Here is a 12733-nt window from a genome sequence, read left to right on the forward strand (position 1 = left end):
CTCACCCCTCTTTTTTGCCTGATTGCCGAAAGGTTTTGCGCTGCATTGCACAATGGATGGGCAGGCAACCCCGTCGCCCTTTATAATTAAAGAGTCTTTATCTATAAATTACCACTCTATTACAGACTATGAGTTCATTTTTGCAGCATGTCAGCGGACTGGCATTATGTTTGCATCGCACAAATCGGCGCACACGTCTTTCTTGGGTCCTCCCATTCTCAAGCGAAGAGTACTCGGAGCGTCCCGGCTTGAGGCCGGCTCGGGGGTGAGCGGTTGTTGGTTGCTGCCGTTCACCCCTCTTTTTTGCGCGGACTCCTTGTCCCCGCGCGGCGCGTCTCCACATGATGATGCGATGGGTCCGGGCCCCTCTGGCAGCCTTCAGGCTGCGATGTCGGACTCTTCCACCTTGGAGGCGCGTTGCGCCGCAATCTGGGAGATGAACGCGAATGACCAGCCCCTCGATCACAATAGACCTCACACCACAGGGCACCCTGGAGCGCCTCGAATGGCTCGCCTGGTTTTCCGACTCGGCTTTGCGCATTCCCGGCACCTCGCGCAGCGTGGGAGCCGACGGCGTGCTGAGCCTCGTGCCCGGTGTTGGCACGCTCGTCGGCACCGGCATGTCCCTCTATGTGATCGGCGAAGCCGTGCGCCATGGCGTTCCCAAGCGCCTGCTCACCCGCATGGGCCTCAACATCGCAGCCGACACCGCCGTTGGCGCAATCCCCGTGGTCGGCTTCCTGTTCGACATGGCCTTCAAGGCCAACACGCGCAACCTCAACCTGCTGCGGCAGCACCTCGCGGAGACACATCGATGAAGACGCTCGTCTGGGGCCTCACCGGCCTTGTCCTTGCCCTCTGGTCACTGGTCGCCTGGATCACCCATGGCCTCATCGGCGTGGCAGGCGGCATCGTCGCCAGCAATGCCGACATCGTGCCGGCAGACCCGCTGTTCATCGAATGGGCCTCATGGCTCGCCTCTGTCGGAACCGGAGTCGGTGAATGGCTGGTCGTTGCGGTGTGGGCTCTGGTCTCGCTGGTGCTGGTGGCGATGGGCTTCATCGCGACGAAACTGCTTCCCAGGCTCAGCCTGCCGCGTGCCACGGCGTGATGGCGGAGACGCCGTCGATCACGAACTGCACCGCGAGTGCCGCGAGGATGATGCCGAGAAGCCGCGTCAGCACCGCGCGGCCGGTGACGCCCATCAGCTGCGAGATGCGCTCGGCCATCAGGAAGGCCACGCAGCAGGCGGCCATGACCAGCGCCGCCACGCCGTAGAGCGAGACGAGCCACGTCACGCGGCCCTCGGCGCGGCCCGCCAGCAGGATCATGGCCGTGATGGCGCCAGGACCCGCCATCAGCGGAATGGCCAGCGGGAAGGCAGCGATGTTCTTCACGTGGTCGATGGTGATCGCCTGCTCGACCGTGGATTTGAGGCGCTCGCCGCGCCGGTCGAACACCATCTCCGCCGCCGCCGATAGCAGCAGCAGGCCTCCGGCAATGCGGAAGGCCGAGAGAGAAATGCCGAGAAGGTCGAGCAGCTTCGCGCCGCCCAGCCCCGCCGCCAGCAGGATGCAGAAGGCAATGATGGAGCCGCGGATCGCCACCTCGCGCCGGTGTTCCTTGGTCATGCCATGGGTGATGCCGAGGAACAGCGCACTCAGCAGCACCGGGTCGGCGACGATCAGCAGCGTGGCAATGGCGGAGGTGATGAAATCGGCAAGCATGATGCCGTGCTAGCACGCGGGCACCCGCCCCGCCAATGGCCTCAGCTGACGGTGTCGGGCAGCACTTCCTCACGCTTCGCGATGAAGTCGCGCAGGCCCTCGGCGATGCCTTCATCGAGCGTCGGCGGCTCGTAATTCTGCAGCATGAGGCGCGCTTTGTCGCGGCCGCGCGTGGCGTGGTCCTTCGCACCCTCGGCCGACCACTGCTCGAAGGAGTTGAAGTCCATGATGGAGGGGCTGAAGAAGGCCTTCTCGAAATGCTCCAGCGTGTGCTGCGTGCCGAGGAAGTGGCCCTGCGGCCCCACCTCGCGCACCGCCGCCATCGCCTCCTTGAAGTCGGTGAAGGACACGCCCCCGGCATATTTGTACCAGCCCACCAGCTGCTCGGCGTCCGTCACGAACTTGGAGTAATCGCAGCACAGTCCCGCTTCGAGCCAGCCCGCCACATGCCAGATGTAGTTGGCGCCCGAGAGGATCGCCGCATGCATCAGCATGTTCGATTCATAGCCCGCCTGCGCATCATTGAGCTTGGAGCCGACGTGGAAGCCCGAGGTGCGCCATGGCAGATTATACTTCCGCGCCAGCTGGCCCATCAGATACATCATCTGTGCGGCTTCGGGCGTGCCACCCATGGGTGCTCCCGACTTCATGTCCACCGCCACCATGAACTGGCCATAGATGACGGGCGAGCCTGCGCGGATCAGCTGGGTGAAGGCCACACCGGCGAGTGCTTCGGCATTGACCTGCGCCACGGCACCCACGGCAGAGGCGGGCGTCGAGGCGCCGCACAGCGCGAAGGGCGCGCAGATGACGGGCTGGTTGTGCGCGGCATAGACCTTCATCGCATCCAGCATGGTCGCGTCCCACACCAAAGGTGAATTGCAGTTGGTGATCGAGACGACCACCGTGTTGTCCTTCACATAGTCTTCGCCGAACACGATGCCCGACATCTTCATCACGTCTTCCGCGCGCTCCTTCGAGGTGACGATGCCCATGAAGGGCTTGTCGGAATAGGTCAGCGCGGAGTGGATGATGTGCAGGTGGCGCTTTGGCACGGGGATTTCCATCGGCTCGACGCAGATCGAGCTCGAGGAATGGAGTGCGGGAAGCATGTAGGCGAGCTTGTGGAAGTTGTTGAGGTCCTCGAGCGCGCCATAGCGGCGCACATTGTCGAGGTCGCGCACATAGGGCGCCCCATACATGGGCACGAAGACCTGGTTACGGCCACCCACCCTGACGGTGCGCTCCGGGTTGCGGGCATTGAGCGTGAACTCCGAAGGCGCCGTGGCGATGAGGCTCATCAACAGGCCGCGGTCGATCCGGACGCGCGTGCCGGTCACATTGGCGCCGGCTGCCTTCCACATGGCAATCGCCTCGTCGTCGCGGAACTCGCAGCCCACCTCCTCGAGGATATTCATCGATTCGTCGTGGATCAGTTCCACCGCTTCGTCGGGCACGAGGTTGTAGACCGGGATTTCCCGCACCAGCGTGGGGAAGGAGGCCATGGGTGTGGCCCGCAGCGCACGCCTGCCGTCGCGCCCGCCAGCACGGCGCGAAGGGGCGGCCTGGGGCGTGGCGGTGCTGGCGTCAGTCATCATGCGTCTCCTGATCGGAGGCGCCATAGAACGCTTCCGACGCGCGCCCTTCAAGCGAGGCTTTCGCGATGATCGGTTGAGATGAACTCAAGCAACCTGGGCCAGCAGCCAGTCCCGCAGGATTTCCGCCTCGGGCTTGAGCGGCTGGCGCGTGGGCCAGGTGAGATAGAAGGACTGTGGAGCCGCGACTTCAGCCGGGCTCGCCTTGGCCAGAAGTTTTTGTGCCAGCAGTGGCTTCACCAGGCTCATCCAGCCCAGCGCCACGCCCTGGCCCGCCTGTGCCGCCTGCAACGCGATCACATAGGAGTTGAAGCGCCGCACGTTGAGCTTGCGGTGCGGGGCGCCCGCCGCTTTCAGGAAATCTGCCCATGTCGTCCATGTCCAGTCGACGCCCTCGACCGAGAGCAGCGGCAAGGACGACAGGTCCTGCATGCTCTTCACCTTGTGGCGCGCGAGGAAGGAAGGCGCCGCCACCGCGATGATGCGGTCGCCGAACAGTAGCGTGGAGGTCTCGTCGGTGAAGTTGCCGTCGCCATAGCGCACGCGCAGGTCAACACCGGCACGGTTTGGCTCATTGGCGCGGTCGGAGATGATGTGGTCGAGCACGATGTCCTGGTGGCGTGTCCAGAAATCGCCGAGCCGCGGCATTAGCCAGAGCTGCGCAAAGGCCATGGTGGTGCCGATCGACACCGAGCGCGGGCTGCCCGATAGTCCCACCTGCCGAATGGTGGCGGAGACCCGCTCAAAGGCATCCTTCAGGCTCTGGTAGACGGCATGCCCCTCGGGCGTCAGCTCCAGCGCGCGGTGGAGCCTCAGGAACAGTGGCCGCCCGATCTGGTCCTCCAGCGCCTTCACCTGCTTGGAGACAGCCCCAGGCGTCACGCTGAGCTCTGTTGCGGCCCGTGTCAGGCTCAGGTGTCGCGCCGCCGACTCGAAGGCGGCGAGTGCATTGAGCGAGGGCAAATCATAGTGGCGGCGGACCATGGCGCGAGATTAGGCCCTTGCTTGACGTGAGGAAAGCTCATTCGAACGGCCGCCCCTGCCCGCCAAAAGGCACAGTTGCCCGCTTTGCGATCAGTTACGGCACGTTGACCGATTGTAATTTCCGTTACAGAATGACCAGTGGGGAAGAGGGGTTCGCTGGTTCAAGCCGGTGATTCCGCACATCACAAACAAGACAACGCGCCAAGTTGCCCCGATGGCGTGGGGGAGATGCCTTTATGGCCGAACATCATCATTTGACGGAGGACGAGAAGGTCCTCCACTCCATGGGCTATGCCCAGGAGTTGTCGCGACGCATGGGAACGTTCCAGAGCTTCGCCATTTCGTTTTCCATCATCTGCATCATTTCGGGCGGTCTCGCGTCCTTCCCGATCGCCATGTCGACGGTTGGCCCGTGGACGGCGACCATCTGCTGGATCCTCGGCGGCATCTATGCGCTGATCGTGGCCGCCTCGCTCGGCCAGATCGCCTCGGCCTATCCGACGGCGGGCTCCCTCTACCACTGGTCGTCGATCCTCGGCGGCAAGTTCTGGGGCTGGCTCACCGCCTATACCAATCTGCTGGGCCTGCTCTTCGTCATCCCGGCGGTGAACGTCATTCTCTATACCTTCATCCGCGATCTGTTCTTCAGCGGCATGCTGGGCTGGGACGTCTCGACCTGGACGAACACCACGATGTTCACCTGGATCGCCGCCATCACCATCGCCCAGTGCGCGCTGAACCACTTCGGCATCCGGCTCACCACGATCCTGACGGACTTCTCGGGCTATCTGATCCTCGTCATCACCGTCATTCTGGTCGGACTGCTGTTCATGCATGTGCCGAGCTGGGATTTCGGACACGCCTTCGCCTTCGTCAACAAGACGGGTGCGGCGGGCGGCGGCGTTGCGCCTGAAACCGGCATCTTCATCGCCGTGCTGATGGGCTTCCTCTATCCGCTCTTCACCATCACCGGCTTCGACGCCTCCGCGCATACCTCGGAAGAAACCAAGGATGCGCAGAACACCGTGCACAAGGGCATGCTCACCTCGGTGTTCTGGTCCCTCGTATTCGGCTTCGCGCTGGCGCTCGGCATGGTCATGGCACTGCCCGCCGTCTACACGACGCTGGCGGCCGACCCGAACCAGACGATGGTTTCGAAGGAGATCATGGACCAGCTTGCCGCCATCCCCGGAGGGCCGACGCCCGCCGACATGGCGATCCTTGGCTGGAGCTCCTTCGCGGTGCTGTTCAACACGCTGATCATGCCGAGCTTCCTCGGCAAGATCTGCGCCATCGGCATCATCCTCGCCAACTTCTTCTGTGCGCTGTCGGGCCTCACCTCGACCTCGCGCATGATCTATGCCTTCGCGCGTGACCGTGGCCTGCCGCACCAGCTCGCCCACGTCTCCAAGACCTACCGCACGCCCACGGCGGCGATCTGGTTCACCGGCATCGTCACCTTCCTGCTTGTGGTGATCACCACGCCGCTCAACGCCTTCGCGGCGCTGTCGACGGGTTGCGCCATGTATCTCTACATGTCCTACGGCATGCCGGTGGTTGCCGGCTTCTTCGCCGAAGGCAAGACCTGGACGACCTACGGCAAGTTCCGCCTCGGCGGACTGTCGAAGATCTTCGCCATCATCGTCGCGATCGGCACCATCGGCATCATCATCGGTGGCCACGCATTCGTGCCCTCGATCACCGGTGATACCTTCGTGCCCGGCCTGATCTACTACACGGTCGCCTTCTACGGTCTGCTGATCCTTGCCTGGGTTGCCTTCGAAGGCCGCCGCTTCAAGGGCCCGCCGATGGGTGACGAAATCGCCCGCCGCCAGGCGGAGATCGCCAAGATGGAAGCCAAGCTCGAGAGCCGCTGATCTTGGGCAGGCTTGACAACAAGGTGGCCCTGATATCCGGCGGGGCCACCGGCATGGGGGGCGCTGCCTCCCGTCTCTTCGCGGCGGAAGGCGCTCGTGTCGGCATTCTCGACATCAACGCCAAGGCCGGGCTCGAGGCGGTGGCGGACATTGAGCGCGCTGGCGGCAAGGCCTGCTTCGTTCAGGCCGACGTCTCCAGGGCCGACGAGGTGAAGAAGGCGGTGGATGAGGTGAGCGCCAGGCTCGGCCCCATCACCGTGCTGTTCAACCACGCAGGCTCGATCGTCATCAAGCCGTTCCTCGAGACCACCGAAGAGGAATGGGACAGGCTCACCGACATCAACGTCAAGAGCATGTTCCTCGTCACCAGGGCCGTCCTGCCGCAGATGATCGCGGCGGGCGGCGGTTCCATCGTCTGCACCTCGTCGATCTCGGCGGTGGCAGGAACTCCCATGGAAGTGCTCTACGACACGACCAAGGGCGCCTGCCACATGTTCGCCCGCGCCATTGCGGTGGAGTTCCGTGACAGGAACATCCGCTGCAACGCCGTGTGCCCGGGCTTCGTGAGGACGCCGCACGGACTTCGCGAAGTGGCGGAATTGCAGAAGCTTGGGGTCGACACCTCCGAGGCGGCACTCGCCGTACAGCAGGGCCGCATCTGCGAACCGGAAGAGGTGGCCCGCGCCGCACTCTTTCTGGCAAGCGACGATGCGAGCTTCGTCAACGGCACGCACCTCTTCGTGGACAACGGCTTCACCGCCGCCTGATCACGGCACGAGACACGAATATGAGGGCGGCCCATTGGCCGCCCTCTTCTTTTCACGCTAGGATCAGCATCATGCAGCGGAGCTTCGACATTGCGGTGATCGGCGGCGGCGTGGTGGGCCTCGCCATCCTGCGCCGCCTGTGCATGTCGGGCCTGTCCTGTGTTCTGCTGGAACGCGGCGCGGATATCCTGAACGGCGCCTCCAAAGGCAACAGCGCGCTGCTGCATACGGGCTTCGACGCGCCGACGGGCAGCACCGAGCTTGCCTGCATGCAGGCGGGCTATGCCGAGTATCTCGATATTCGTGACAAGCTGAACCTGCCGCTGGTGAAGAGCACGGCACTTGTCGTGGCGTGGAGTCCAGAGGAACAGGCGAAGCTCGACGGCATCGTGGCCAAGGCCCATGCCAATGGCGTTGCCGATGTGCGCCACGTGTCGCGCGAGGAGCTGCTGAGACTCGAACCGCAATTGTCGCCCGCAGCCAAGGCCGCCGTGCTGGTGCCGGGCGAACACATCATCGACGCATGGTCCGCCCCGCTCGCCTATGCGCATCAGGCGCTGGCCCATGGCGCTGTGATCCTGCGCAATGCGGAGGTGACGGGCGGCGACTATTCGAATGGCGCATGGACGCTCCACAGCACGGCAGGCGCCGTCACCGCGCGGGTCGTCATCAACGCAGCGGGAAACTTCGGCGACCTCGTGGAGGTGATCGCGCGGGTCTCGCCCTTCACCATCACGCCGCGCCGGGGCCAGTTCGTGGTGTTCGACAAGGAAGCCTCGAAGCTCGTGAATGCCATCATCCTGCCAGTGCCGACCGAGCGCACCAAGGGTGTCGTCCTGTTCCGCACCGCCTACGGCAACCTCGCCATCGGCCCCACGGCGGAAGACGTGACCGAGCGCGAGGTGGCGGCCACCGACACGGCCACGCTCGAACGCCTCAAGGCGCGCGCGCTGCAGATGGTGCCCGGGCTCGATGGGATCGGCGTCAATGCAACCTATGCCGGGCTCCGGCCCGCCACCGAACACAAGGATTATGTGATCGAGGCGCTGGCTGATCGCGGCTGGATCACCGTGGGCGGCATCCGCTCTACCGGCCTCACCGCCAGCCTCGGCATCGCGCAGCATGTGGCGGGGCTCTACGTCACGCATTTCGGCACGCTGCCAAATGCACCTGACCCGATCTGGACGCCGGTGCCCAACCTCACGGAGGAGCGGCCGCGTCCCTATATGGAAGGTGGTGAGATCGTCTGCCACTGCGAGCGCGTGACGCGCGGCGAAATCCTGGCCGCCCTAGAAGGTGCGCTTCCCGCCGGAGATCTCGGCGGCCTCAAGCGCCGCACGCGCGCCATGATGGGGCGCTGCCAGGGCTTCAACTGTTCCGGCCATGTCGAGGCGCTGTTCCGGGAGAAGACCCATGGAGCGGCGTGACGTCGTCATCATCGGTGGCGGGCCTGCAGGGCTTTCCGCCGCACGGCGGCTTTCCGAACTCGACATCGCCGCCACCGTGCTGGAGCGCGAGCAACAGGCTGGCGGCGTGCCGCGCCATTGCGGGCACCTGGGGTTTGGCTGGGAAAGCCACCGCCGCATCTGGACGGGCCCGGGCTTTGCCGCGCAATTGCGCGACGACTCGAAGGGCCTCGACCTCCGTACCGGCCACACGGTGCTCGGCATCGATGGTGACGTGCTGCGCGTGCAGAACCAGCACGGCATCAGCGAGATGGCGGCGGGCAGGATCATCCTTGCCACCGGCACGCGCGAGACGCCGCGCAGCGCCCGCCTCGTCGGCGGCGCACGTCCGCGCGGCGTGATGACCACGGGCGCGCTGCAGGCCAATGTCTATCTACAGAATTTCAAGCCATTCGATCGACCCGTCATCATCGGCAGTGAATTGGTGTCCTTCTCCGCCATTCTCACCTGCCGCCACATTGGCATCAGGCCAGTCGCGATGATCGAGGCGAAGGACCGAATCTCAGCACCGCGCCCGGGCGATCTCATCGCGAAGCTGGTCTATGGCGTTCCGGTGTGGACCCGCACCAGCCTCATCGCCATCGAAGGCCGCGGGCAGGTCGAGGCGGTGGAGATCGAGCGCAACGGCAAGCGTGAACATATCGCCTGCGACGGCGTGATCTTCACCGGTGAATGGGTGCCCGAGGCCGCGCTGTTGGTGAACCGGCCTCAGGTCACGCTCGCCGGTAATGTCCATGGTGACCTCAAGACGTCAGGCGCCTGCTGGCGCGAGGGCCGCGCCATCGCGGAGCAGGTTGCAAGGGGTTCGGCATGAAGGTCGTCGCGGTCGATCAGGGCACCACCGGCACCAAGTCCTATGTCTACGATGATGCAGGCCGCTTCGAGTCCATCGCCGCTTTCGAGCACGCGCAATTCTATCCGCAGCCGGGCTACGTCGAGCACGATCCGGAGGAACTGCTGCGCCACGTGACTGACGCCATCGCCGCGGCGGGCAAGGTCGATGCCATCGGCATCGACAACCAGGGCGAAACCGTCATTGCATGGGATGCGAGCACCGGGCGACCCATCCACAACGCCATCGTCTGGCAGGATGACCGCACCAAGCATGTGACGGAGCGGCTGAAGGCGGAAGGTGCCGAAGAACTGACGCAGTCGGTCGCGGGCCTGCCGCTCGACCCCTATTTCTCCGCCGCGAAACTCCGCTGGTTCATCGACCATGTGCCGGAGGCCAAGGAGCTGCTGAAGCAGAAGCGCCTCAGGCTCGGTACCTCGGAAGCCTTCTTCCTCGCGCGTCTCACCGGTGAATTCGTCACCGATGTCACCAATGCCTCGCGCACCAGCCTGATGTCGCTCGACAGCTTCCAGTGGGATGCGGGGCTCTGCGATCTCTTCGGCGTGCCCATGGAGTGCCTCCCCGAAATCAGGCCCTCGACCGGTCCCTTCGGTGAACACAAGGGCGTGCCGGTGACGGCGAGCCTCGTCGACCAGCAAGCAGCCCTCTTCGGCCATGGCTGCGCCAATGTCGGTGACGTGAAGATCACCTTCGGCACCGGCGCCTTTGCGCTGGCCATTGCAGGTGCGGAGCGGGTGAACGGCAGCCGCTTCGGCATCGTGCCCACGGTGGCGTGGCAACAGTTGCGTGACAGGCCTCACTTCGCACTCGAAGGCGGCGTCTACAACGCGGCCTCGGCGGTGAATTGGGCGAAGCAGCTTGGCCTGTTCGCGGACTATGCCGAGATCAGCGCCTTCGAGAAAGATCCCGCCATCCTGCGCGACCTCGCCTTCGTGCCGGCCCTCTCCGGACTCGCCTGTCCGCACTGGGACCGCTCGGCATCAGGACTATGGATCGGGCTGGGGTTGGATACGACGCGCGCCGACCTGATGCAGAGCCTGATCGAGGGCGTGGCGCTGCGTGCCGCAGAGGTCATCGCGGCGATGGGCGCGCTGCTGCCGCTGGGTGCTGCCGTCTCAGTCGACGGCGGCATGGCGCGGAACCCCTATCTGCTGCAGGTGCTGGCGGACGTGACGGGGCTGACGATCATCGTTCCGTCCGCCACCGACCTCACGGCGCTGGGAACCGCCCGCATGGCGATGCGGGGGCTGGGGGCGGCAACTCTTCCCGAATTGCCGACGCCCGTCAGCAGTGTGAGGCCGGTGGGGACTTATGGCCACGAGGCACGCAGCCGCTTCGCCACAGCGGTAACGCGCGCCCGGGGCTGGAAGGAAGCTTGACTTGCAGAAGCGAACGCCTTGCGGCGCGCGCTATGCAGCTTCCTGCTGAAGCGCCTCGAGCCGGCCGCAGCCGGCAACCAGGCCTTCCGCGCCATCAAGGGCGCCGGGGATCAGCTCGATCCCCAGGAAACGCGCCCGCTCGACGGGGCCCGGCAGATGCAGATCCGCCACGAGAGCACCATTGAAGCCGAAGCGCGCATAGTAAGGCGCATCACCCACCAGGATGATGGCCGCATGGCCGAGCATCTTCGCCTCCGCCAGGGTATGGCGCATCAGCGCCGCGCCAATGCCATTGCCCTGCTGCTTGCAGTCAACAGCCAAGGGTCCCAGCAGCAGCGCATGGCCGGCCGAGCCCGCCACCACGTCCCACAGGCGGATGGTGCCGAGGAGCTTGCCCTTGTCGTCCACCGCGGTGAAGGCGAGGCCTTCCGACGGAAGACGCCCCTCGCGGATGCGCTCGGAGGTCTTGCGGCGGCGCGTCTTGCCGAAGGCGCGGTCGAGCAGGCGCTCGCGGGCGGCGGCATCGGTGGCGGTCTCGGTGCGGATCATGGTCATGGGATAAGCCTTCCTGTCATCCCGGCGGATACGCGCCGGAAACCAAAGCAATTGGGAGGTCCCCCGGCACGTGCCGGGGGCGACTGGAGTGTGAGTTACGTCAGATGACGTAGGACTTGAGCGGCGCGAAGCCGTTGAAGGCGACGGCCGCATAGGTCGTCGTGTAGGCGCCGGTGGCCTCGATCAGAACCTCGTCACCCACCGAGAGCGTCACGGGAAGGTCGTAAGGCGTCTTCTCGTAGAGCACGTCGGCCGAGTCGCAGGTCGGGCCCGCGATCACGCAAGGAGTCTTCTCGTCACCGTCCTTCGCCGTCACGATCGGGTAGCGGATCGCCTCGTCCATCGTCTCGGCGAGGCCGCCGAACTTGCCGATGTCGAGGTAGACCCAGCGGATGTTGTCGTTGGCGTGCTTCTTCGAGATCAGCACGACCTCCGCCTTGACGACACCCGCATTGCCCACCATGCCGCGGCCCGGCTCGATGATGGTCTCGGGGATCGCGTTGCCGAAGTGCTTGGTCAGCGCCTCGTGGATGGCGTTGGCGTAGCTGCCCGTGCCCGGCACCTCTTTCAGGTACTTGGTCGGGAAACCGCCGCCGAGGTTCACCATCTTCAAGGTGATGCCGCGCGCCTGCATGGCATCGAAGATCGCCTTCGACTCTTCGAGTGCGGAGTCCCAGGCGGCCAGACGCGTCTGCTGCGAGCCGACGTGGAAGGAGATGCCATAGGCCTCGAGGCCAAGGGCATGGGCGTGCATCAGCACGTCCACCGCCATGGCGGGCTCACAGCCGAACTTCCGCGACAGCGGCCACTCGGCGCCGGCACCATCGGTGAGGATGCGGCAGAACACGCTCGCAGCAGGCGCTGCGCGGGCGACCTTCTCCACTTCCTCACCTGAATCGACGGCGAAGAGCTTGACGCCAAGGGCGTGGGCGCGCGCGATGTCGCGCTCCTTCTTGATGGTATTGCCGAACGAGATGCGGTCCGGGGTGGCGCCGGCAGCCAGCGCCATCTCGACCTCGGCCACCGAAGCGGTGTCGAAGCACGAGCCCATGTCGGCCAGCATCTTCAGGACCTCGGGCGCCGGGTTGGCCTTCACCGCGTAGAAGATGCGGGTGTCCGGCATGGCGCGGCGGAAGGCGCGGAAGTTGTCGGCAATGACTTCGAGATCGACCACGAGGCACGGGCCTTCGGGACGTTGGTCACGCAGGAAGTCGAGAATGCGGGCGGTGGCAGCCATGTGGGTATCTCCCCGAATCAAAGTTAAGCGTTGCCTGCGCCAGAATGATCACGGTCGCCCCGCGCTGTGGAGACGCGGAAACGCTCAGATCAGACTGACGTTCGCCTTGGCTTGATCGGGACAGTCCCAATCGCACATGGGGCAAGGAAAGTGGTGCCTCTCAGTAACCCCGGCCTTTTGAGGAGCCGGCAGAGACCAAAAAGCCCGCACCGTCGTTGCTTTGGGGAAATCCTTGGGGCACGTGCGACTTTGGGCGAAAGCGATATGTGCTCGTTCGCTGTCACATGCAAGGA

12 protein-coding genes are annotated in these 12733 nt (G+C 64.9%); 7 read left to right on the forward strand and 5 right to left on the reverse strand.

Annotation, left to right across the window (positions count from 1 at the left end; all coding sequences use genetic code 11):
* The first annotated feature begins 446 nt into the window (after positions 1-446).
* Together WCJ41_RS02520 and WCJ41_RS02525 are read left to right on the forward strand one after the other, a co-directional pair.
* Positions 447-818, forward strand: coding sequence for a DUF4112 domain-containing protein (locus WCJ41_RS02520; protein WP_336904244.1), 372 nt, complete (start codon positions 447-449; stop codon positions 816-818).
* Entirely contained in the window at positions 815-1111 is a 297-nt protein-coding gene (locus WCJ41_RS02525) for a hypothetical protein (protein WP_336904245.1), read from the forward strand. Before WCJ41_RS02520 ends, WCJ41_RS02525 begins: the two co-directional genes overlap by 4 nt.
* Here the strand turns inward: WCJ41_RS02525 and WCJ41_RS02530 are convergent.
* The 3 genes from WCJ41_RS02530 to WCJ41_RS02540 form a co-directional block, all read right to left on the reverse strand.
* Entirely contained in the window at positions 1086-1727 is a 642-nt protein-coding gene (locus WCJ41_RS02530; protein ID WP_336904246.1) for a MarC family protein, read from the reverse strand. The genes WCJ41_RS02525 and WCJ41_RS02530 overlap by 26 nt on opposite strands.
* A 41-nt stretch (positions 1728-1768) precedes the next feature.
* A complete protein-coding gene (locus tag WCJ41_RS02535; protein ID WP_336904247.1) occupies positions 1769-3322 on the reverse strand; it encodes a trimethylamine methyltransferase family protein in 1554 nt (517 codons plus the stop codon).
* 87 nt (positions 3323-3409) lie between these two features.
* Complete coding sequence (locus WCJ41_RS02540; RefSeq protein ID WP_336904248.1) at positions 3410-4306, reverse strand: LysR substrate-binding domain-containing protein; 897 nt, start codon at positions 4304-4306, stop codon at positions 3410-3412.
* Positions 4307-4542: 236 nt separating this feature from the next.
* On the opposite strand from WCJ41_RS02540, the gene WCJ41_RS02545 reads away from it, so the two are divergent.
* From WCJ41_RS02545 to WCJ41_RS02565, 5 genes are all read left to right on the forward strand, one after another.
* A complete protein-coding gene (locus WCJ41_RS02545) occupies positions 4543-6183 on the forward strand; it encodes an amino acid permease (RefSeq protein WP_336904249.1) in 1641 nt (546 codons plus the stop codon).
* Positions 6183-6950, forward strand: a complete 768-nt coding sequence (locus WCJ41_RS02550) for an SDR family oxidoreductase (protein ID WP_336904290.1) — start codon at positions 6183-6185, stop codon at positions 6948-6950. The genes WCJ41_RS02545 and WCJ41_RS02550 overlap by 1 nt, the downstream gene beginning before the upstream one ends.
* 71 nt (positions 6951-7021) lie before the next feature.
* Positions 7022-8377 (forward strand): NAD(P)/FAD-dependent oxidoreductase, encoded by a 1356-nt coding sequence (locus WCJ41_RS02555; RefSeq protein ID WP_336904250.1) that lies wholly within the window; start codon positions 7022-7024, stop codon positions 8375-8377.
* Complete coding sequence (locus WCJ41_RS02560) at positions 8364-9230, forward strand: FAD/NAD(P)-binding oxidoreductase (protein WP_336904251.1); 867 nt, start codon at positions 8364-8366, stop codon at positions 9228-9230. Before WCJ41_RS02555 ends, WCJ41_RS02560 begins: the two co-directional genes overlap by 14 nt.
* Complete coding sequence (locus WCJ41_RS02565; RefSeq protein ID WP_336904252.1) at positions 9227-10648, forward strand: FGGY family carbohydrate kinase; 1422 nt, start codon at positions 9227-9229, stop codon at positions 10646-10648. The genes WCJ41_RS02560 and WCJ41_RS02565 overlap by 4 nt, the downstream gene beginning before the upstream one ends.
* Positions 10649-10678: 30 nt before the next feature.
* On the opposite strand, the gene WCJ41_RS02570 is transcribed toward WCJ41_RS02565, so the two are convergent.
* Positions 10679-11203: an N-acetyltransferase gene (locus WCJ41_RS02570; protein WP_336904253.1), complete on the reverse strand. Its 525-nt coding sequence runs from the start codon at positions 11201-11203 to the stop codon at positions 10679-10681.
* 100 nt (positions 11204-11303) lie between these two features.
* On the reverse strand, positions 11304-12440 hold the full coding sequence (locus tag WCJ41_RS02575) for a type III PLP-dependent enzyme (protein ID WP_336904254.1): 1137 nt from the start codon (positions 12438-12440) through the stop codon (positions 11304-11306).
* Between the last annotated feature and the right edge of the window lie 293 nt (positions 12441-12733).

Source organism: Aestuariivirga sp., from assembly GCF_037139295.1.
In the GTDB taxonomy this organism is placed as follows: Bacteria; Pseudomonadota; Alphaproteobacteria; order Rhizobiales; family Aestuariivirgaceae; genus Aestuariivirga.

Bases quoted from the DNA above. Each gene is read 5' to 3' on its own strand.
- WCJ41_RS02530 (WP_336904246.1), bottom strand. From the start codon at position 1,727: ATGCTTGCCGATTTCATCACCTCCGCCATTGCCACGCTGCTGATCGTC.
- WCJ41_RS02565 (WP_336904252.1), top strand. From the start codon at position 9,227: ATGAAGGTCGTCGCGGTCGATCAGGGCACCACCGGCACCAAGTCCTAT.
- WCJ41_RS02555 (WP_336904250.1), top strand. From the start codon at position 7,022: ATGCAGCGGAGCTTCGACATTGCGGTGATCGGCGGCGGCGTGGTGGGC.
- WCJ41_RS02545 (WP_336904249.1), top strand. From the start codon at position 4,543: ATGGCCGAACATCATCATTTGACGGAGGACGAGAAGGTCCTCCACTCC.
- WCJ41_RS02520 (WP_336904244.1), top strand. From the start codon at position 447: ATGACCAGCCCCTCGATCACAATAGACCTCACACCACAGGGCACCCTG.
- WCJ41_RS02560 (WP_336904251.1), top strand. From the start codon at position 8,364: ATGGAGCGGCGTGACGTCGTCATCATCGGTGGCGGGCCTGCAGGGCTT.
- WCJ41_RS02535 (WP_336904247.1), bottom strand. From the start codon at position 3,322: ATGACTGACGCCAGCACCGCCACGCCCCAGGCCGCCCCTTCGCGCCGT.
- WCJ41_RS02575 (WP_336904254.1), bottom strand. From the start codon at position 12,440: ATGGCTGCCACCGCCCGCATTCTCGACTTCCTGCGTGACCAACGTCCC.
- WCJ41_RS02525 (WP_336904245.1), top strand. From the start codon at position 815: ATGAAGACGCTCGTCTGGGGCCTCACCGGCCTTGTCCTTGCCCTCTGG.
- WCJ41_RS02570 (WP_336904253.1), bottom strand. From the start codon at position 11,203: ATGACCATGATCCGCACCGAGACCGCCACCGATGCCGCCGCCCGCGAG.
- WCJ41_RS02540 (WP_336904248.1), bottom strand. From the start codon at position 4,306: ATGGTCCGCCGCCACTATGATTTGCCCTCGCTCAATGCACTCGCCGCC.